Origin of the sequence: Neobacillus rhizophilus (assembly GCF_018343535.1) — a bacterium.
GTDB lineage: Bacteria > Bacillota > Bacilli > Bacillales > Cytobacillaceae > Neobacillus > Neobacillus rhizophilus.
On sequence record NZ_JAGYPF010000005.1, the window covers coordinates 205,759 to 225,279 of the forward strand.

Consider the following 19,521-nt stretch of genomic DNA (forward strand, 5'->3'; position numbering starts at 1 on the left):
GGGGCCTCGGCTATGTATGATGTCTTGATGACGAGGCTGCACGAATTTACGGTTGTTCTTTATGCCTTCAGTGTTCTTTTATATTTTTTCGACTTTATTCATCATAACCGGAAGGCAAATCGGATTGCCTTCTGGTTACTTGCATTTGTATGGGTTTCGCAAACTGTATTTCTTTTTTTCTATATGATGAAAACAGGAAGGTTCCCTGTCTTAACCATCTTTGAGGGACTCTATTTTTATGCCTGGGTATTAATAACATTGTCAATTGTTATAAATCATTTATTACGAGTTGACTTTATTGTGTTTTTCACTAATATCCTTGGTTTTACGATCATGACGATTCATACGTTTGCACCTATGCAATATCATTCCCATGTCATGGCTAAACAGCTGATATCTGAGCTGCTATTAATTCATATCACAATGGCAATACTGTCCTATGGGGCCTTTTCATTATCATTTGTTTTTTCGTTGTTGTATCTTCTTCAATATGATTTATTAAAAAGGAAGAAATGGGGTACGAGACTTATCCGTCTTGCCGATTTAGACAAACTTGAAAAATCATCTTACATATTAGCGATTATCGGCGTTCCAATGCTTCTGTTAAGTTTAATTTTGGGCTTGCAATGGGCGTTTCTGAAACTTCCGGGAATGCCTTGGTATGACATCAAAATTGTCGGTTCCTTTATTTTACTCACAGCATATAGCATTTATTTATATTTGCGGACAGTGAAAAATCTCTCAGGAAAGAAATTGGCGATTTGGAATGCCGGTTCTTTTCTAATTGTATTAATTAACTTTTTCTTATTTGGGCAACTATCATCATTCCATCTATGGTACTCGTAAATTAGGAGGCAGTCATGAGAAAAATTATCGTAGGATCCAGACGCAGCAAATTAGCTTTAACGCAAACTAATTGGGTGATTGACCAGCTAAAAAAAATTGACCCCCGCTATGAATTCGAGGTCAAGGAAATCGTCACCAAGGGTGATAAAATTCTAGACGTTACCCTTTCCAAGGTCGGCGGTAAAGGTCTTTTTGTAAAAGAAATCGAACAGGCGATGCTGAATAAAGAGATTGATATGGCTGTTCACAGTATGAAGGATATGCCGGCTGTATTGCCTGAAGGACTAACTATCGGCTGTATTCCGTTCCGTGAAGACCATCGCGACGCGCTGATTTCCAGGGACCATGTGAAATTAGATGATTTAAAACCAGGTGCGATTATCGGAACAAGCAGTCTTCGCCGCAGTTCCCAGCTTTTGGCGAAACGCCCTGATTTAGAGATTAAATGGATCCGCGGCAATGTCGATACTAGATTGGCAAAATTAAAAGAAGAAGAGTACGACGCCATCATTTTGGCGGCAGCAGGCCTATCCCGCCTCGGCTGGGCATCTGATGTTGTCACCGAGTTTTTAGATGCTGAGATCTGCATTCCTGCGGTTGGTCAGGGAGCTCTATCTATCGAGTGCCGTGAAGATGACCGTGAACTTCATGATCTGTTTGAAAAATTCACTTGTAAGAAAACTGAAAGAGCGGTCCGGGCAGAGCGTGCCTTCCTGCAAAAAATGGAAGGTGGCTGTCAGGTGCCGATTGCCGGCTTTGCGCGTGTCGAGGATAACGATGAAATTGTCTTAAATGTGCTTGTAGGCACTCCAGAAGGCCAGGAAATTTTTAAAGAAGAAGTACGCGGACAAAATCCGGAAGAACTCGGAATTAAGGCGGCAGACCTTTTGATTGAAAAAGGAGCGAAGGACCTGATTGACAGGGTAAAACGGGAGCTGGAGGGTCAATGAGCCCCTCCCTGCCTTTATTAAATAAAAAGGTACTTGTTCCTAGGGGGGAAGGTCAAGCGAAGTCTTTTTCTGAGCTTGTTGAGAGGTATGGCGGGATTCCCATTGAAATTCCGCTGATTGCCTTCCGCCCGATTGAAAAAAACCAGCGCCTTCAGGAAAGCCTAATGGTGCTGGATACATATGACTGGATTATATTTACGAGCAGTGTCACGGTGGAGACGTTTTTTTCGTTTGTTGATCGTGTTGGGGAGGGGTTCCCAAGGGTTGCGGTTATCGGCAAAAAGACTGAAAAGGTACTGAGAGAAAGAGGCATACGGGTAGATTTCGTTCCCTCTGTCTACGTGGCTGAAGAGTTTGTTGCAGAATTTTTGCCTTATGTTAAGCCGGGCATCCGGGTTTTGTTGCCAAAGGGAAACCTTGCCCGTGAATACATCGCAACTGGTTTACGAAAGGCCGGTGCCGTGGTGGACGAGCTGATTATTTACGAAAACTACATGCCTGAGGAAAGCCGAGAGAAACTTGCAAAGATGCTGTCCGAGCGGGAGCTGGAAATCTTAACCTTTACGAGCCCATCGACGGTGGACCACCTGATGGACGTGGTTGGGGAGTATGGGCTGACCGACCATCTGAATGAGTGTATCATCGCCTGCATCGGACCAGTTACCGAGAAGAGACTACTCGAATATGGGCTGCCCATTCATGCCTCTCCTGAGGAGTATACCGTTGATGAGATGGTTAAGAGCGTTATTGATTTTTTGGAAAAGATTAATGGCTGATTCGCAAGTTGAGGCTGGTTATCCGCAAGTTGGAGCAAGCCATCCGCAAGTTACATATTAAAATAGTTAAATTTAATGGAGGTATACACAATGGAACTTCAATTTTCACGTCATCGTCGTTTACGTTCAAGCGCGAGCATGCGTGCGCTTGTTAGGGAAAATCATTTAAAGGCGGACGATTTCATCTATCCGCTGTTTATTTATGAAGGCGAAAACATCCGCAACGAGGTATCTTCCATGCCTGGAGTATACCAAGTATCGATGGACCACCTCCATGCAGAAATGGAAGACATCGTCAAACACGGCATCAAGGCTGTATTATTATTCGGCATCCCAGAGACAAAGGATGAGTGCGGCGGCGGTGCATACCATGACCACGGTATTGTTCAAGTGGCTACTCGCTATATTAAAGAACACTTCCCTGAAGTGTTAGTTGTTGCAGATACCTGCTTATGTGAATACACAAGCCACGGTCACTGCGGCGTTGTTGAAGGCGAAAAAATCCTTAATGACCAATCGTTAGACCTTCTTGTAAAAACAGCCATCGCTCAGGCTAAAGCAGGCGCAGATATCATTGCACCATCCAACATGATGGATGGTTTCGTGGCTGCGATTCGTGCAGGTTTAGATGAGGCTGGTTATACAGAAATTCCAATCATGTCATACGCTGTAAAATATGCATCTGCTTTCTACGGACCGTTCCGTGAAGCGGCTGAAGGTGCACCGCAATTCGGTGACCGCAAGACCTATCAAATGGACCCTGCCAACCGTATGGAGGCATTCAGAGAGGCCGAATCAGATGTAGCGGAAGGGGCAGACTTTTTAATAGTGAAGCCGGGAATGCCATATCTTGACATTGTCCGCGATATTAAAAATAACTTCAATTTACCGGTTGTTGTTTATAACGTCAGTGGTGAATATGCGATGATTAAAGCAGCTGCGCAAAATGGCTGGGTAGACGAGAAAAATACAGTTCTAGAAATGTTAGTGGGCATGAAGCGCGCCGGTGCTGATTTAATCATTACTTACCATGCAAAAGATGCGATTCGTTGGTTGAAGGAAGAGCAATAAAATTTTTCGAAATGAGGGAAAAGGATGCGTTCGTATACAAAATCGATTGAAGCATTTAAAGAAGCCCAGAAACTTATGCCTGGTGGTGTAAACAGCCCGGTCCGCGCCTTTAAATCCGTAAATATGGACCCGATTTTCATGGAACGAGGCAAGGGTTCGAAAATCTATGATATCGATGGCAATGAATATATTGATTACGTTCTTTCATGGGGACCGCTTATCCTCGGTCATTCCAATGACCAAGTAGTCGAAGCGTTGAAAAGAACTGCCGAGTCAGGAACAAGCTTCGGAGCGCCGACGCTATTGGAAAACAAACTGGCCAAGCTTGTGCAAGATCGTGTGCCATCAATTGAAATTATCAGAATGGTCAACTCGGGTACGGAAGCTACGATGAGTGCCTTAAGGGTAGCACGAGGATTTACAGGCCGAAATAAGATTTTAAAATTCGAGGGCTGCTACCACGGCCATGGTGATTCATTATTAATTAAAGCAGGATCCGGAGTTGCTACACTTGGTTTGCCTGATAGCCCAGGTGTACCTGAAGGTGTGGCTTCAAATACAATCACAGTACAATACAATGACCTTGAAGGGGTAAAATACGCTTTTGAACAATTTGGCGAAGATATTGCTTGTATCATTGTTGAACCAGTTGCGGGCAACATGGGGCTTGTTCCACCTCTGCCAAGGTTCCTGCAAGGACTACGGGATATTACCACTCAATACGGAGCTCTTCTGATTTTTGATGAAGTCATGACTGGTTTCCGTGTCGGTTACAATTGTGCTCAAGGTTACTTCGGTATCACTCCGGACTTGACCTGTTTAGGAAAAGTAATCGGCGGCGGTCTTCCTGTCGGCGCTTATGGCGGCCGTGCGGATATTATGGAGCGCATCGCACCAAGCGGCCCGATTTACCAGGCGGGTACGTTATCTGGAAATCCGCTTGCGATGACGGCGGGCTATGAAACCTTAAGCCAGTTGACACCAGAGCACTACAATGAGTTTATTCGCAAGGGAGATATCCTTGAAAAAGGTATTAAAGCTGCGGGTGAGAAGTACGGGGTTCCAGTTACCTTTAACCGCGCTGGATCCATGATTGGTTTCTTCTTCACGAATGAAGATGTCATCAATTATGAAACAGCCAAAACATCAAATTTGGAATTCTTTGCAGAGTACTATCGCCAAATGGCCGACCAAGGCGTATTCCTGCCGCCGTCCCAGTTTGAAGGATTATTCCTATCAACCGAGCATTCGGATGAGGATATTGAAAAGACGGTTAAGGCTGTTGAGGTTGCTTTTTCGAAGCTTAAATAAAATTTTTATCTATAGAAGGCAGTGGATTTAAAATTAGTCCACTGCCTTTTTTATGGTAAAATATGTAACAATAAATCGTTTTTTGGTAAAGTATAGTAATCACAAGACAATATAGCTGTGGGACAAGAGGTTTAATAGTAATTTAAAAGTTTCATAAGACCAAATCGAATCGAGAGCAAATGGTTAAGTAGTCGTAAAAAAGGTTCATAAAACCAAATTGTCGTAGAAAAAGTCGAGGGAGAAGCAGGTGCACTAAAAATGATAGAATACTATATTGACGGATCCACCAAGGACCACACAATTGGTGTTGGCATCGTAAGGATAAACGAATACGGCTTCATAGATAAACACCATTTTAAAACTGAGCATATCAATCCTACCTCAAATATCGCAGAAGGCTACGCATTAGAAAAAACATTTGAATTAATAAAAGAAAACGACATACATAAACATGAAATCATAAATATTTACACCGACAGTTTAAAAATTCATCAAACACTCATGTACAACGAAAATACCGAGTTTAATAGAGGTAATTTTTTCGTTAAACAAGAGTCTAATAGCTACCTCCAACATTTAAGAAGCCTGTACATAGCATTGGTATCGAGAAACGCCCAGTATCCTTTATATTACTGCGACAAAACAAAAGCGCCCCGGCCACTTATTAAAATATTTTTTAAAGACCAAGCAGAAGATAAAAAATATTTACAGGAGGCCCACTCATTAAGCCGGACTTATATTAAGGAAAAACCCGTCCCAATTAAGGTAGAATATAAAGCGGTTAAAGAGAGTAACAAGTGGGTCATAGTAAAGAACAATAAAGATGTTGTAGCGGAAAATAAACGGCCAATAATTGCCCTTTCAGATGCTTTGAAAAAAATCGATGCACACACAATACAAATCAAATTGTGTCCTCAATTAGAAACTATTTTAAAAAATACAATTAAAAACAGGTTATCCAATGAATCAATGAAATCAGCCATCAAAACAATTGAAGATTATAAATCATTGATAAACCTTTAGAACAATCCTGCTCCCCAATTTAGGGGAGTTTATTTTTTTGCCTCTTTTCCGCACAATCCCGCTTTTTTATTCATAAATAAAAATTTTCCCTCATAAAGTGTAAGTGACATAGTGATTTTGCATTAGGAAACGAAAGGAGGAGTCGCTTTGTCCCAGGAGAATCAATCGTACCTTAGATTTTCTGTGGAGGAGTCCCTGTGGTTTAGAAAAGGACAGGAAGTCGAGGAGCTTATTTCCATTTCCTTAGACCCGGATATTACCATCCAGGAAAACGATCAGTACGTCACCATACGCGGTTCGCTGGAGCTTTCCGGCGAATATAAATGCTACAAGGACCAAGAGGAAGGAAATGAAGAGAGTGTTGTCTCACAGAAGTTTGTGGAACGGGTGGCCGAGCGTGAAGAGGGAGTAGCTGAATTTTCACATCGATTCCCGGTTGATATCACGATTCCTAACAATCGAATTCAAAGTGTGTATGATATCGATGTCCTTGTGGAAACGTTTGATTATTCCATGCCCGAGCGCAGCTGCTTAAAGCTGTCAGCAGAGCTGACCATCAGTGGCCTCTATGGAAACGAGCAGCAACAACAGCAGGAGGAAGAACCTGAACTTGAACTCCTGCACCGCGCTGGATCGGAGGAAGAGGAGGAAGAATTCGAATTCCCTCAACCAACAGAACAAAGCCCTTATCAAAATAATTATCTATTCCAGACGGAAGCACGTAAACCGCAGGAAGAAGAACAGAGCGCAGAGGCATTTCCAAAGTTCCCAAACTTTAATTATCAACCGCAGGAACAAACTCAAGAGCAGCAGGAATATCGGCCGCCTTGGCAGTACCAGGAGTATAATGCCGAAGCAAATGAACCTGCATGGCGTTATCAGGAGAGAAAGGAAGAAAAACAGCCTCTAGAGGTTCAAGTTGAGTTTGAGGAAGAAATCATTGTGGAGGAATCCCCAGCAGTAGTCGTGGAATATGAAGAGGAAAGCTCTTCATCTTCATCTGAAGAGGAACCAAAGCATAAGAAGAAGCTGTTTGGAGCTAAAAAGAAATCGATGACCCTGACAGAATTCTTTGCTCGAAAGGACGAAGGTTCTTCGCAAACAAGGGTAAAGGTTTGTATTGTTCAAAGAGGGGATACAGTAGAAAGTTTGTCTAAACGTTATGATGTTTCTGTTCAGAATCTCCTTCGTGTTAACAATCTGGAACTGAATCAGGATGTTTATGAAGGTCAAGTATTGTATGTTCCGGCAGCCTTTGCAAAAAAATAACCAGACCTAAGAAGGTGAGCGGGTTCGTACGGGGCCTGCTCTGCTTTCTTTTTATGCCCTTTTGCTTTTCTAAATGAAAGAGAGTGAATTCTCATGAATGACTCGAATAGGCAGGAGACCCTTACGCCGATTTTGGAGAACTACCAGGTAGAGCCGTATTTTGTAGAGGATTTTGGGGGAATTCAAAAAATTTATTCTAACAAAGGTACCTTTGCCCTGAAAAAAATTCCCCCAGCCTTAGGGACAGATTTCATTCGGCATGTCCATTATCTCTATCAAAGAGGCTTTAACAGGATTGTTCCAATATATCCTACCATGGATGGCAGATATGCGGTATTGCATGATAATAATCTTTACTATCTCATGCCTTGGATGGCAAACGACCAAAGAGAAGACCACCAGTACAAAAGCCAGCAGCTTTTTCGCGAATTGGCCCGGCTTCATACGCTTTCCTCAAAGGAAATCGAAGTAAACAAGGAGGAGCGGGCCGAGCATTACGAAAAAACCTTGCAGCTGCTTGATAAAAACCAGGAATTTCTTGATGGCTACATTGATAATTGTGAGAAGAAGACCTATATGTCACCATTCGAACTGTTGTTTTGCCTATATTACAATGAAATCAGCCAGGCGCTCCGATTTTCAAAAGCAAAATTTGAAGAATGGTATGAGAGCACAAAGGAAAATGAGAAAGCCCGAATGGTGGTTGTCCACGGGAAGCTTTCATCCGATCATTTTCTTTATGATGAACGGGGATACGGCTATTTTATTAATTTTGAAAATGCCCGTTACGGCTCGCCAATCCATGACCTGCTCCCGTATGTGTCAAGGACTTTAAACACAAGTCCGAAGCGAAATGATGATGCGATCAGTTTGGTGTATCATTATTTTAAATACTTTCCGTTTAAGCAGGAGGAAAAATTATTATTCAACAGCTACTTGGCCTACCCAATACCCATCATCCAAATGGCAGAAAAGTATTATCGGAAGCCACGTCCGAAAAATGAGTTAAAATATGTCCGCCAGCTGCAGAATCGCTATTGGCATTTAAAAAATACCGAATATATTGTTATGCGAATGACGGAAATCGAGAACCAGCAAAAAGCAGCCCAAGAGGCAGCCCAGCAGGCAAAAGAAGGAGCCCAATAGCAGGATTTATCTGCAAATAGGGCTCCTTAAATAATTTCGAAATAAATGGAAATGGCAATGACGATAAAAAGGGATAATAACAAGACATCAAAAATGGTTGGCAGAAAAATAGTTCGTATAAACTGAAAGATAATAAATGGGACGACCAGCTGTCCGGACAATCTCCGAAACGTTCTAAACCAGGGACGGTGTTTATATTTGTGGAAATTCTTCACCCCTAACCCCCCCTTTCCCAATTTACCCTTATCATATGTATATTCGAGAATTTGTGTGTATGCCCCAAAATTCATCTAAAACTTACCGCTTTAAATTCAGATTGAATAAATTGAAAAGAAATGGAATAATTAGAAGTAATTGAAATACTAGGTGTTTTTACACAGGACTTGTGACATAAGGGGTAATTTGAATGTTTTGGTTTCTTTTGCTGTTTCCATTGATGATTTATCCTTGGGGCTACGACCCATATTATACAACCATAAAGACAGATTATTTGTATCTATTTGTAATCGGCACATGGGTTTATATTATTTTTAAACGAAAATACTATAGTTTAATTCCTGAAAAAAATAACCGCACTATTTTATATATTATAATTCTATTTTTAAGTTTAATAGAGATATCGACAGCTTTTTCAAAATATAGTTACACAGCGGTGTATGGTACAATAGACCGCTGTGAAGGTTTGATTACTTTCTTTTGTTACATTAGTGTATTTCTATTTTGCTATAGGCTCTTGGATACTCGGAAAATAACGAAACTACTTTCGGGAATGGCAGTAGTTTCGTTAATAGTTTCTCTTTATGGAATATTGCAGCATTATTCCTTGGATTTTTTGCCTAGAAACAGTGCTATGCGTCATTATTCTGGAACCTATACCTTTTTCGATAATCCTAACTTTTTTGGGTCTTATCTTGTTTTAGTTTTGCTTTTAAGCATGACCCTATATATTACTATTCATGATAAAAATTTAACCAAGCTATATTATATTTCTGTCTCGTTATCATTTATCTCAATGCTTTTTTCAAATACTAGAAGTGCATATTTAGGTGTTTTTAGCGGAATGGTGTTTCTAACTGTATTTGTGATCTTTAAAAGAAAAAATCTTTGGAGGAAATGGGCAGTCTTATTAATAACCTTAATTCTGCTAGCCGTGGGAATTAATACATTGGAGAAGAACCATTATTCATTTAGGGCATATTCGATTATTTCCGATTCTTATAAAGTTGTAACAAATCAAAGTAATGGACATGAAGGGTCATCCCGTTTTTTTATATGGAAAAAATCGCTTCCACTTGTAAAGGAATACCTCTGGATTGGGTCGGGTCCAGATACTTTTGAGTTTATTTTCCCAGCTACCCCTAAGGAACGAAAGGAATTTTTAGGTAACCCTAATACGGTAGTAGATAAGGCACACAATGAGTATTTACAAATTGCAATCACTTTAGGGATTCCTGCACTATTAACCTATTTACTATTTTTAATATTTGTTATAAGAAAAGCAATTCGAGCAGTTCAAATAGTTGAAGGGGATGATAAAATCATTCTTTATGGATTACTGTCAACCGTTTTAGGATATTTAATTCAGGCATTTTTTAATATCAGTACTGTACCAGTTGCACCGATGTTTTGGGGGATTCTTGGAATTACCCTTGCGAAAGCTGACTCCATTCTAAAAAATAAATTAGGACTTAACTCATCAAGAGAAACTATGGAAAAATATAAGTCAGCTTAAAAACCTGTAAGCAAATAGCAACCTTTTGGCATATAGTATAAATTATAAAAAATAAGGTTAACCTGATTGACGTGAACCCCGTTTTTTGGGTAGTATAACTATATAATTAAAAAATCAAAGCTTTGACAGGGAAGAGTACGGTGAAAGCCAGCTTTTAGAGAGGGGAATCAGCAGCTGAAAGATTTCCTAAGCGGAACATCGGAAGGTCGCCCAAGAGCTTCTTCTGTGAACAGGCCAAAGGCCCCAGTAGTCGAAGACGGATGAAATCCGTTATCCGATGAAGTGCCAATCATAAATATGATTGGAAAAAAGGTGGTACCGCGAAGCAACTCCATTCGTCCTTTTATGACGAATGGGGTTTTTTGTTGTTTCTAAAAGATAAAAAGGAGGCAATTCAGTTGGAAACAAAAGAAATTACGATGCCAACCAAATACGACCCGCAAACAATTGAAAAAGGTCGTTATGAATGGTGGCTGCAAGGAAAATTTTTCGAAGCAAAAGATGATGAGGGAAAACAGCCATATACAATCGTGATCCCGCCGCCTAACGTTACAGGAAAACTCCATTTAGGGCATGCATGGGATACGACTCTCCAAGATATCATGACACGCATGAAGCGGATGCAGGGCTATGATGTTCTTTGGCTTCCTGGCATGGACCATGCTGGAATCGCGACCCAGGCAAAGGTTGAACAAAAGCTTAAAAGCGAAGGCAAAAGCCGTTATGACCTCGGCAGGGAAAAGTTTGTTGAGGAAACATGGAAGTGGAAGGAAGAATATGCTTCCCATATCCGCCAGCAGTGGGCAAAGTTAGGTTTAGGACTTGATTATACCCGTGAGCGTTTCACTCTTGATGAGGGACTTTCAAAGGCGGTTCGCGAAGTATTCGTTACCCTTTACAACAAAGGCCTGATCTATCGTGGCGAATATATCATTAACTGGGACCCATCCACAAAAACAGCCCTTTCCGATATTGAAGTTATTTATAAGGATGTTCAAGGTGCATTCTATCATTTGAAATATCCGCTGGCAGACGGCTCCGGTTATATTGAAGTAGCGACTACCCGTCCTGAAACGATGCTTGGGGATTCCGCCGTAGCTGTTCATCCGGAAGATGACCGTTATAAGCACCTAATCGGTAAAACAGTTATCCTGCCAATTGTTGGCCGGGAAATCCCGATCGTTGGCGATGATTATGTCGATATGGAATTTGGTTCAGGTGCGGTTAAAATTACTCCTGCCCATGACCCGAACGACTTTGAACTCGGAAATCGCCATAATCTTGAGCGTATTCTTGTTATGAATGAAGATGGAAGCATGAACGAAAAGGCCGGTAAATACCAAGGGCTTGACCGGTTCGAATGCCGTAAGCAAATTGTTAAAGACCTTCAAGAACAAGGCGTTCTGTTTAAAATTGAAGATCACCTGCATTCCGTTGGCCACTCTGAGCGGAGCGGAGCAGTAGTAGAGCCTTATCTATCTACACAATGGTTTGTTAAAATGCAGCCATTGGCAGATCAAGCAATTGCGCTTCAAAGCAAGGAGGAAAAAGTTCACTTTGTTCCAGACCGCTTTGAAAAAACGTATCTGCACTGGATGGAAAATATCCGCGACTGGTGTATTTCCCGTCAGTTATGGTGGGGACACCGCATCCCGGCTTGGTATCATAAAGAGACTGGTGAAGTATATGTTGGCCACGAGGCACCTGCAGACATTGAAAACTGGGAACAGGACAAAGATGTATTAGATACATGGTTCAGTTCAGCATTATGGCCGTTCTCTACTATGGGCTGGCCTGACACAGAATCAGCCGATTTCAAACGTTACTTCTCAACGGATGTTCTGGTAACAGGCTACGACATTATCTTCTTCTGGGTTTCAAGGATGATTTTCCAAAGCCTTGAATTTACCGGCAAGCGTCCATTTAAAGATGTTCTGATTCACGGGCTTGTTCGTGATGAGCAGGGCCGGAAAATGAGTAAGTCACTTGGAAACGGCGTTGACCCAATGGAGGTAATCGACAAGTACGGTGCGGATGCACTTCGCTACTTCCTATCAACAGGATCTTCACCAGGTCAAGATTTGCGTTACAGTACAGAAAAGGTTGAAGCAACCTGGAACTTTGCCAATAAAATTTGGAATGCTTCCCGTTTTGCCTTAATGAATATGAATGGTCTTACCTATGAAGAGATTGATTTCAGCGGAGAAAAGTCAGTTGCTGATAAATGGATTCTAACACGCTTAAATGAAACAATTGAACATGTGACAAAGCTGTCAGAGCGCTACGAATTCGGTGAAGTTGGCCGTGCCCTATATAACTTTATCTGGGATGACTTCTGCGACTGGTATATCGAAATGGCGAAGCTTCCATTATACGGTGAAGATGAAGCAGCTAAGAAAACAACCCGTTCAATCTTAGCTTACGTTTTAGATCAAACAATGAGACTTTTACATCCGTTCATGCCATTTATCACCGAGGAAATTTGGCAGAACCTGCCTCATTCCGGTGAATCGATTACGGAAGCAAAATGGCCGGAGGTAAAACCTGAGTATACAGATGAAGAAGCGGCGCAGGAAATGAAGCTTCTGATGGAAATGATCCGCTCTGTACGAAACATTCGTGCTGAAGTTAACACACCAATGAGCAAGAAAATCAAAATGTTGGTGAAAGCTAAGGATGAAAAAATCTTAACAGCTCTAGAGAATAACCGGAGCTATATTGAAAAGTTCTGTAACCCAGAAGAACTGCAAATGGGACTGAACATCGAAACCCCTGAAAAAGCAATGACTGCAGTTATTACGGGTGTCGAGATTATCCTTCCACTTCAAGGCCTGATCAATATTGATGAAGAAATTGCCCGCCTAGAGAAGGAATTGGATAAATTAAATAAAGAGGTAGAGCGTGTTCAAAAGAAATTAAGCAATGAAGGCTTTATGAAAAAAGCACCTGAAAGTGTTGTAGCCGAAGAACGTGCCAAAGAACAAGACTATCTGGAAAAACGAAACATTGTAGAAGCTCGTATTAAAGAGTTAAGAGGTTAATGAAGCTGAAGGCGAATCCATTTTGGATTCGTCTTGGCTTATTTTTTTAACAAAAGGGGTGTCAGACATGTTTACTACTTATAAAGAAGCCCTTGATTGGATTCATGCAAGGCTCAGGCTCGGCATTAAACCAGGGTTAAAACGGATGGAATGGATCATGGACAGGCTCGGCCACCCGGAAACAAAAATCAAAACTGTGCATATAGGCGGGACAAATGGAAAAGGCTCAACCGTTACTTATTTGCGTTCCATTCTGCAGGAAGCAGGGTATACAGTCGGTACGTTTACATCTCCCTATATTGAACAATTCAACGAGCGAATTAGTGTTAACGGCAAGCCTGTCACAGATCAAGAAATACTAGATTTAACAAATGTCATTCTTCCTTTAGCGAATGAATTAGAGGAAACAGACCTTGGCGGACCGACAGAATTTGAAGTTATCACGGCAATGTCCTTCTATTATTTTGCAAATAACCCTGAAATCGATATCGTCCTTTACGAGGTCGGGCTTGGCGGACGATTTGATTCCACGAATATTGTGCAGCCTATGGCTTCGATTATCACAAATATTGGTCTAGATCATACCAATATACTTGGTAACACCCATGAAGAAATTGCGTTTGAGAAGGCGGGAATCATCAAAGAAATGACGCCGATTTTTACAGCGGTCAAACACCCTGGGGCACTTAAGGTAATCGACGAACAGGCGGAGAAAAAAGAGGCACCAATTTATCGATTAGAACAGGAGTTTTCGATCGGTGCTCATGAATCCATATCAAAGGGTGAAATATTTACTTTACGAACAAACGGTGACATCTTAGAAAAACTTGAAATCAGTATGATTGGTCAGCACCAAACCGAAAATGCAGCACTTGCAATTAGTACAGTTCTTTATTTAATCCAACATGCCAGCATTTCAGTTCCTGAACAGGCCATCAGGAATGGATTAAAAAAGGCCTATTGGCCGGGCCGCTTCGAGGTTTTATCTGAAAACCCTCTAGTCATCATCGATGGCGCGCATAATGATGAGGGAATTACGGCATTGGTTCATGAATTGTCAACCCGATATGCTAATCGCAATATATATATAATATTTGCGGCGTTAAAAGATAAGAAGCTAGACAAAATGATAGCCAAGCTTGACGGAATTGCTGCTCAGATTTCTTTTGTCAGCTTTGATTTCCCAAGGGCGGCTAATGCTGAAGATTTGCTGAAAATCAGTCAATCTGCAAATAAATTCGCAGTCGAAGATTGGCAGCCTTATATAAAAGAAGAAATTTCTCACCTGCCTCCCAATGACCTGCTTGTCATCACGGGCTCTCTTTATTTTATTTCAGAAGCAAAGCCAATTATTTGTCAATATTTGAAAAATATGACGATTTCTCTGTGACAGATTGGCTATTTTTTGGTAAAATAAAATTATCTTGAATTAATAATAATTAGGTGAGGAGGGGAAGGAAGATGGGTGTTAAACCGCATGTCCAAACAGCAATTTATCTGATCTGGATTATGTTAGTACCAGCTGGAATGTGGTTTACCTATCAAACTTTTCCCCCGCACCTCTCAGGAAATTGGCATGAACTTATTGCTTTTTTAGCCCTTATGGCAATTGTGGCCAGTATGCCAATTATCATCAACAATGTGCCCATTTTTCTCATTCAATGGGTGTCTTTTACCGTTTTTTTAATTTTCGGGTTGTTTGTGGAAATGGTATTTGCTCAGATAGCCGTCCTTGTTTTACTAGTTAAACTAAGAGTTCCAAAAGACCAATTATTTCGTATACCGCTAAATTTAATCATGTTCTTTCTTGTTTCGTTCTTTAGCGGTACGTTCTATTATCTTATTGGCGGCCAAACGGCCCCACGCCTTACTGAAAATAGCGAAGCTTTTTTGCTGGCTATTTTGTATGCGGTGTTAAATTATTTTATTAATCAAGTCATTGTTTCTTTCAATCTATTTTTTATCTATAAGCGTAAGAACGCTTACTTTGGAAAAGATTTATTGGTAGAGACTTTAACGACAATTATTACCATTCCAGTCGGTGTTGTGTTATACATTCTTTATAATGAATTAGGGTTATTGTCGCTTCTTTTTGTAGGGATTCCGTTCGTCAGCTTATCGGTTATTTTTAATCTCTATTACTCTAGTGAAAAAATTAATCAGTATCTGCAAAAAACGGGTGAAATTGGCCATCAAATGGCAGAACGCCTCCAAGTGGATGATGTCGTAACATTGTTTATTCAAAAACTCGGTGGAATGCTCCCGGTGGATTATGCCTATGTCTTTGAAGTTTCCGGTGATGAACTGAAATTGATCCGCTATGTTGAAGAAGGAAGGGTAGATCCATACAATAGACCGCCTTTGAAAAAAAATGAAGGAATCTCCGGGATGGTGTGGGCTAAGCAAAAGGCCTGTTTTTTTTCACGGAAAAAGGAATGGACACATATTACGAGTGGTGGGTATCTGCCAAAGGATGCCAGAAGTATTTTAAGCGTCCCGATTATGCGCAATAAAATGGTTATTGGTGTGCTGCTGCTTGCTTCAAAGCAGGAACGAGCCTATGAAAAATATCAGTTGACCATTGTCGATATTCTCTGCTCATATTTCGCTGTCGCTATGGAAAATGCCAAGCATTACGAACGAACAAAAATGCAGAGCGAACGCTGTTCACTCACCAAATTATTTAATTACCGCTACTTTGAAAACGCATTAATGAAGGAGTTTGAGCAGCTTAAGCGCTATGAGCGAGATGTGATTTCCTTAATCATTCTTGACATTGATCATTTTAAAACGGTTAATGATACATACGGTCATCAAAGCGGTAATGAAATTCTGATTGATATTGCAGGAAGAATTAGTAAACTAGTAGGAAGCCGGGGCACTGTTGCCCGTTATGGCGGTGAGGAATTCGTTGTTCTCTTACCTGATGTTTCGAAAGGGGAGGCTTATCAAACGGCTGAATTAATCAGGGAGTCCATCGCCAATTGGCCATTTACCCTCTATGAAACAATTGATCAGGATCAAAAGAAACAGCAGGTGAAAATAACTGCCTCGATTGGAGTGGCGACCGCACCAGAGGATGCCGAGGATGCGCTTGCCCTGATAAGACATGCGGACCGGGCACTGTATGTGGGAGCGAAAAGGGCTGGTCGAAATCGGGTGGCGGAGTATTCGTCGTGTTAAAAAAGGTGTGTCCCTATCTTATGATTTGAATGGGACATACCTAAAATTTTTTTTTAAGGATTAGTCGTAATCAACATCACTAACATTAGTATATATATTATTCCCCCAATTAATAGATAGATTAGGTGGAAGTTTAGATCCACACTCTCTATTAAATTCATCTTGACTGACTTTTCCACCGGATACTTCCCTATATATGCCTTTGTCCAATAGAAAGATTGTGCCTAGTACTAATAATTTACTAGAACTATCAACATATTTACTTTTATCAATATACAAATTTCTATGAACGCACATCGTAGAATGAGATAAAACATCTAAAGAAGTAAGGTAGGCATCTTCACCAATATAGGTATAGGAATTATCAAGAGTTAAGTGGTTTCCATTATTTTTATCACTATTATTCAATAAACTTTTTGCAATATAAAGTTTTGATTCGGTATCGACTTTTAATTGACCTTCAAATTTTGCGTTGCTGTTAGTTTCAATAATAAGTGAGGAAGAACTATTCATATTACTATCTACGATGATAGGTCCCTCAGAATGAACATGTAGTTTACTGGAATTATTGGCATTACTATTTAAAGTTAAAGAACCAGATGTATCATTTGAATAAATAATTTTGTCGCTTATCTTAGTACCATTTATTTTAGGTACCTCGTAATTTCCGTTTACAACTATTCCATTACATCCCGTTGAGGTTAGTGATAAGCACTTAATTTCAGGTTCTGAAACTGTATTATACGTTGGTAGTAAGTAACCACTAGGTGGTGCAGATAATCCATCATTACTAATACTTCCTAAGTCAAGAGCCATTTCTGCAAAAAGCTTGGTGCTCTTAATAGTTCCTGAATTTTCTGTACCAACAACATTAAAAGTAATTTTAACCTTGTGTTCGTTCGGACTTGGATATGGTGCAGCACTGAAATTACTAAGTGTAAAATTAGCTGGAATACCTTCAACTGGTTGAGTATCACCAGCCTGAAATACACTTTGGAGCAAAGAAGCTACTGTCTTAGCGGCTTCCTTTCTCACTGTCTCATTACTTGAATTACCATTCAATGATCCACTTAAGATTCGAGTAACATCATCCTGTTGGGATTCAAAAGCATCTTGGATGGCAACTTGATAATAAGTAATCCCCATTTCAGCAGCAGCAACAGAATTCGATTTTTCCTCCACAATCTTATTTTGTTTTATACTATTAGCGGCCTGTCCCATGAAAGTAAGAGAGAGTATCATAAATATTGTTATAATAGCTAAAACTGCTACAAGTGCATAACCTTGTTCGCTTCTATATTTATTCATAATTGACACCACCTTTAATTCGATAAAGCTTTGAACTTACTGATACTTCGTTTCTAGGGTTATTTTTCTCATAAATAGTAATAGTTAATTGAAGATTTCCGCCATTTTGCTTAGGAAAAATGGTTATGCTTGAAATATTTGTTTTATAACATAAATTTTGATGTTCGAATACTTTTGATGGTAGTTTATCGTCAACTGTTACTGTAATTTTACAATCTAAACTTTCAAATACATACTTATCAGATGATTGATGTATACTTGTTAATTCTGTGATTAAAAGGTTTGCTTCCTGTATCATTGAATTCTTTGAAATTGCTTTTTTCGAATAGTTGTAGCCTTGAAAAAAAACACTCCAAATACTAATGCTTATAATCGATAGAATTACAAGTGTTGCTAGAACTTCTACTAATGTTAAACCTTGTTCACCTCTTTTCAATTTTATCTTCCCCTTTTTTTTATGTAGCCATAGGTTTCACTCATAGGCTTTCCTTTTGTATTTAATATTTGTACAACAATAAGATGGATGCTTGAAGCATCTGAAGCTTTAGCCGTAGTTTTTTTAATTTTAATGTTTACATTATAATTATTTCTTGTTGTTTTAAAATTGTAATAGGTAGAATCAGAAAAATCATAGTTAATATAAAATACATTTTCATTTACGGTATTTGGCAAAAAATCTGATTCTGGTTGCTTATTAATAAGAAAATTTTTTACTTTATCGGAACCTTTCCAGTCAATAAGTATTTCTTTTGCGGTATTTACTGCTTTTGTCTTGTCTTCGTTTTGCTTATTTATGAAACCCATTTGTGGAAAAAAACTCATCGTTGTCATGAGAATAATAGATAATATAACAATTGAGACAAGGACTTCCACTAAAGTTAGGCCTTTTTGACTATGGAAATTTCCCTTCATAAAAATTTTCCACCTTCTTTTAAAATATATAAGAGTATTATACAATATTTAGTAGGCGAAATTTGTCTATTTCTTGGATAAAATAAATTAATCTAAGTTAATTTGAAAAAAATTGTAGATTAATAGGATAAAAGTTCAGTAAAGAGAGAGGAAGTAATTGTATGCAAACAATCATTTGGGCTTTTGGGGCTATGTTAATCTTGATGTTAATAGTAGCCTTTATACCTATTGGCATAACGTTAAGAGGAAAAACTCTTGTTGTCATAACTAGTTTCGTGCTGGCCCTAGGAGGACTTGCAGCTGTTACGACTTTCTCACTATGGCAAACGGCCTTAATTATTTTATTACTGAGCTTAGTTACGGCATACATAATGAACAGTCGTCTTGAGAAGATGATTTTTAATCAGCAAGTAGACTCAGTTGAAGATGAGAATGACGAAAGTCCAGTATCATTGGACATTGTCAATCAGTCAGAAAAAACTGCAGACTTAGACTTTTTGGATTTAGGAGAAATTGAAATAAAAGAACCGTCCATAAAGGCAAACGATATTCAGGAGGGTCTTTCTTTAGAACCACAACCACAATTGTCCAACGAAAATGATGATTTTATTGAACAGACTGTTGATGAAGACATTTCATTTCTACATGACAGAACTGAAACGGACCTTGTTGAAATCAATGAAGAACCTGAAACGGAATCTAGTTATTTGGCTGATATTGAAAGTTTAATCTTTAATGATCCAGTTAAATCGACAACTCCAGAAGACGACTACTTACTTGAGGAAATAGTTGATAAAAAAGATGTTAAGATTCAAGAAGAAAAAGTAGATTATGATGATGAAACTGACTTGGAAGAGTTGTTTTTTGCGATAAAAGAAGCTGCTGCTAGTAATGAAGATTCAGGAGAAGAAAGTAATATAAAAAAACCGGTGGACTTGCAAAAGTAATTTAAA

At 39.6% G+C, this 19,521-nt stretch carries 17 protein-coding genes and 1 other annotated feature; of the genes, 13 read left to right on the plus strand and 4 right to left on the minus strand.

Annotated features, from left to right (window positions below):
- The first annotated feature begins 12 nt into the window (after window positions 1–12).
- From KHA99_RS23845 to ysxE, 8 genes are all read left to right on the plus strand, one after another.
- On the plus strand, window positions 13–846 hold the full coding sequence (locus KHA99_RS23845; RefSeq protein WP_213119988.1) for a cytochrome c biogenesis protein: 834 nt from the start codon (window positions 13–15) through the stop codon (window positions 844–846).
- Between the two features lie 14 nt (window positions 847–860).
- Window positions 861–1,796 carry a hydroxymethylbilane synthase gene (gene hemC, locus KHA99_RS23850; protein ID WP_213119989.1) on the plus strand — a complete coding sequence of 312 codons (936 nt, stop codon included), beginning with the start codon at window positions 861–863 and terminating at the stop codon, window positions 1,794–1,796.
- Window positions 1,793–2,572 carry a uroporphyrinogen-III synthase gene (locus tag KHA99_RS23855; RefSeq protein ID WP_213119990.1) on the plus strand — a complete coding sequence of 260 codons (780 nt, stop codon included), beginning with the start codon at window positions 1,793–1,795 and terminating at the stop codon, window positions 2,570–2,572. Before hemC ends, KHA99_RS23855 begins: the two co-directional genes overlap by 4 nt.
- A gap of 90 nt (window positions 2,573–2,662) precedes the next feature.
- On the plus strand, window positions 2,663–3,643 hold the full coding sequence (gene hemB, locus KHA99_RS23860; protein WP_213119991.1) for a porphobilinogen synthase: 981 nt from the start codon (window positions 2,663–2,665) through the stop codon (window positions 3,641–3,643).
- A gap of 24 nt (window positions 3,644–3,667) precedes the next feature.
- Entirely contained in the window at window positions 3,668–4,954 is a 1,287-nt protein-coding gene (gene hemL / locus KHA99_RS23865) for a glutamate-1-semialdehyde 2,1-aminomutase (RefSeq protein ID WP_213119992.1), read from the plus strand.
- Window positions 4,955–5,212: 258 nt separating this feature from the next.
- Complete coding sequence (locus KHA99_RS23870; RefSeq protein ID WP_213119993.1) at window positions 5,213–5,977, plus strand: ribonuclease H family protein; 765 nt, start codon at window positions 5,213–5,215, stop codon at window positions 5,975–5,977.
- A 147-nt stretch (window positions 5,978–6,124) separates the two neighbouring features.
- The gene (gene spoVID, locus KHA99_RS23875) at window positions 6,125–7,246 is read left to right on the plus strand and encodes a stage VI sporulation protein D (protein WP_213119994.1); all 1,122 of its coding nucleotides are present in this window, start codon (window positions 6,125–6,127) and stop codon (window positions 7,244–7,246) included.
- Window positions 7,247–7,339: 93 nt separating this feature from the next.
- Window positions 7,340–8,392 carry a spore coat protein YsxE gene (gene ysxE / locus KHA99_RS23880; protein ID WP_213119995.1) on the plus strand — a complete coding sequence of 351 codons (1,053 nt, stop codon included), beginning with the start codon at window positions 7,340–7,342 and terminating at the stop codon, window positions 8,390–8,392.
- Window positions 8,393–8,418: 26 nt separating this feature from the next.
- Here the strand turns inward: ysxE and KHA99_RS23885 are convergent, their stop codons facing one another.
- The gene (locus tag KHA99_RS23885) at window positions 8,419–8,607 is read right to left on the minus strand and encodes a YszA family small membrane protein (protein WP_213119996.1); all 189 of its coding nucleotides are present in this window, start codon (window positions 8,605–8,607) and stop codon (window positions 8,419–8,421) included.
- Window positions 8,608–8,798: 191 nt separating this feature from the next.
- On the opposite strand from KHA99_RS23885, the gene KHA99_RS23890 reads away from it, so the two are divergent.
- The 4 genes from KHA99_RS23890 (at window position 8,799) to KHA99_RS23905 (ending at window position 16,348) form a co-directional block, all read left to right on the plus strand.
- The gene (locus KHA99_RS23890; RefSeq protein WP_213119997.1) at window positions 8,799–10,124 is read left to right on the plus strand and encodes an O-antigen ligase family protein; all 1,326 of its coding nucleotides are present in this window, start codon (window positions 8,799–8,801) and stop codon (window positions 10,122–10,124) included.
- Between the two features lie 113 nt (window positions 10,125–10,237).
- Window positions 10,238–10,470, plus strand: a binding site (T-box leader).
- 52 nt (window positions 10,471–10,522) lie between these two features.
- Window positions 10,523–13,165, plus strand: a complete 2,643-nt coding sequence (locus KHA99_RS23895; protein ID WP_213119998.1) for a valine--tRNA ligase — start codon at window positions 10,523–10,525, stop codon at window positions 13,163–13,165.
- A 67-nt stretch (window positions 13,166–13,232) separates the two neighbouring features.
- Window positions 13,233–14,555 carry a bifunctional folylpolyglutamate synthase/dihydrofolate synthase gene (locus tag KHA99_RS23900; RefSeq protein ID WP_213119999.1) on the plus strand — a complete coding sequence of 441 codons (1,323 nt, stop codon included), beginning with the start codon at window positions 13,233–13,235 and terminating at the stop codon, window positions 14,553–14,555.
- A gap of 71 nt (window positions 14,556–14,626) precedes the next feature.
- A complete protein-coding gene (locus tag KHA99_RS23905; RefSeq protein ID WP_213120000.1) occupies window positions 14,627–16,348 on the plus strand; it encodes a sensor domain-containing diguanylate cyclase in 1,722 nt (573 codons plus the stop codon).
- A gap of 60 nt (window positions 16,349–16,408) precedes the next feature.
- Here the strand turns inward: KHA99_RS23905 and KHA99_RS23910 are convergent, their stop codons facing one another.
- Genes KHA99_RS23910 through KHA99_RS23920 form a run of 3 tightly spaced genes read right to left on the minus strand, consistent with a single transcriptional unit; the run spans window position 16,409 to window position 18,568 of the window.
- Complete coding sequence (locus tag KHA99_RS23910) at window positions 16,409–17,656, minus strand: type II secretion system GspH family protein (RefSeq protein ID WP_213120001.1); 1,248 nt, start codon at window positions 17,654–17,656, stop codon at window positions 16,409–16,411.
- Entirely contained in the window at window positions 17,649–18,092 is a 444-nt protein-coding gene (locus tag KHA99_RS23915; protein ID WP_213120002.1) for a prepilin-type N-terminal cleavage/methylation domain-containing protein, read from the minus strand. Before KHA99_RS23915 ends, KHA99_RS23910 begins: the two co-directional genes overlap by 8 nt.
- Window positions 18,093–18,094: 2 nt before the next feature.
- Entirely contained in the window at window positions 18,095–18,568 is a 474-nt protein-coding gene (locus KHA99_RS23920; RefSeq protein ID WP_213120003.1) for a type IV pilus modification PilV family protein, read from the minus strand.
- Window positions 18,569–18,729: 161 nt separating this feature from the next.
- Here KHA99_RS23920 and KHA99_RS23925 point away from each other — a divergent pair, with 161 nt between their 5' ends.
- A complete protein-coding gene (locus KHA99_RS23925; RefSeq protein WP_213120004.1) occupies window positions 18,730–19,515 on the plus strand; it encodes a YbaN family protein in 786 nt (261 codons plus the stop codon).
- The last annotated feature ends 6 nt before the right edge of the window (window positions 19,516–19,521 follow it).

Excerpts from the sequence above, each read along its gene's own strand:
- KHA99_RS23845 (WP_213119988.1), top strand. The coding sequence starts at position 13 with ATGTATGATGTCTTGATGACGAGGCTGCACGAATTTACGGTTGTTCTT.
- hemC (WP_213119989.1), top strand. The coding sequence starts at position 861 with ATGAGAAAAATTATCGTAGGATCCAGACGCAGCAAATTAGCTTTAACG.
- KHA99_RS23855 (WP_213119990.1), top strand. The coding sequence starts at position 1,793 with ATGAGCCCCTCCCTGCCTTTATTAAATAAAAAGGTACTTGTTCCTAGG.
- hemB (WP_213119991.1), top strand. The coding sequence starts at position 2,663 with ATGGAACTTCAATTTTCACGTCATCGTCGTTTACGTTCAAGCGCGAGC.
- hemL (WP_213119992.1), top strand. The coding sequence starts at position 3,668 with ATGCGTTCGTATACAAAATCGATTGAAGCATTTAAAGAAGCCCAGAAA.
- KHA99_RS23870 (WP_213119993.1), top strand. The coding sequence starts at position 5,213 with ATGATAGAATACTATATTGACGGATCCACCAAGGACCACACAATTGGT.
- ysxE (WP_213119995.1), top strand. The coding sequence starts at position 7,340 with ATGAATGACTCGAATAGGCAGGAGACCCTTACGCCGATTTTGGAGAAC.
- KHA99_RS23890 (WP_213119997.1), top strand. The coding sequence starts at position 8,799 with ATGTTTTGGTTTCTTTTGCTGTTTCCATTGATGATTTATCCTTGGGGC.
- KHA99_RS23900 (WP_213119999.1), top strand. The coding sequence starts at position 13,233 with ATGTTTACTACTTATAAAGAAGCCCTTGATTGGATTCATGCAAGGCTC.
- KHA99_RS23905 (WP_213120000.1), top strand. The coding sequence starts at position 14,627 with ATGGGTGTTAAACCGCATGTCCAAACAGCAATTTATCTGATCTGGATT.
- KHA99_RS23910 (WP_213120001.1), bottom strand. The coding sequence starts at position 17,656 with ATGAATAAATATAGAAGCGAACAAGGTTATGCACTTGTAGCAGTTTTA.
- KHA99_RS23920 (WP_213120003.1), bottom strand. The coding sequence starts at position 18,568 with ATGAAGGGAAATTTCCATAGTCAAAAAGGCCTAACTTTAGTGGAAGTC.
- KHA99_RS23925 (WP_213120004.1), top strand. The coding sequence starts at position 18,730 with ATGCAAACAATCATTTGGGCTTTTGGGGCTATGTTAATCTTGATGTTA.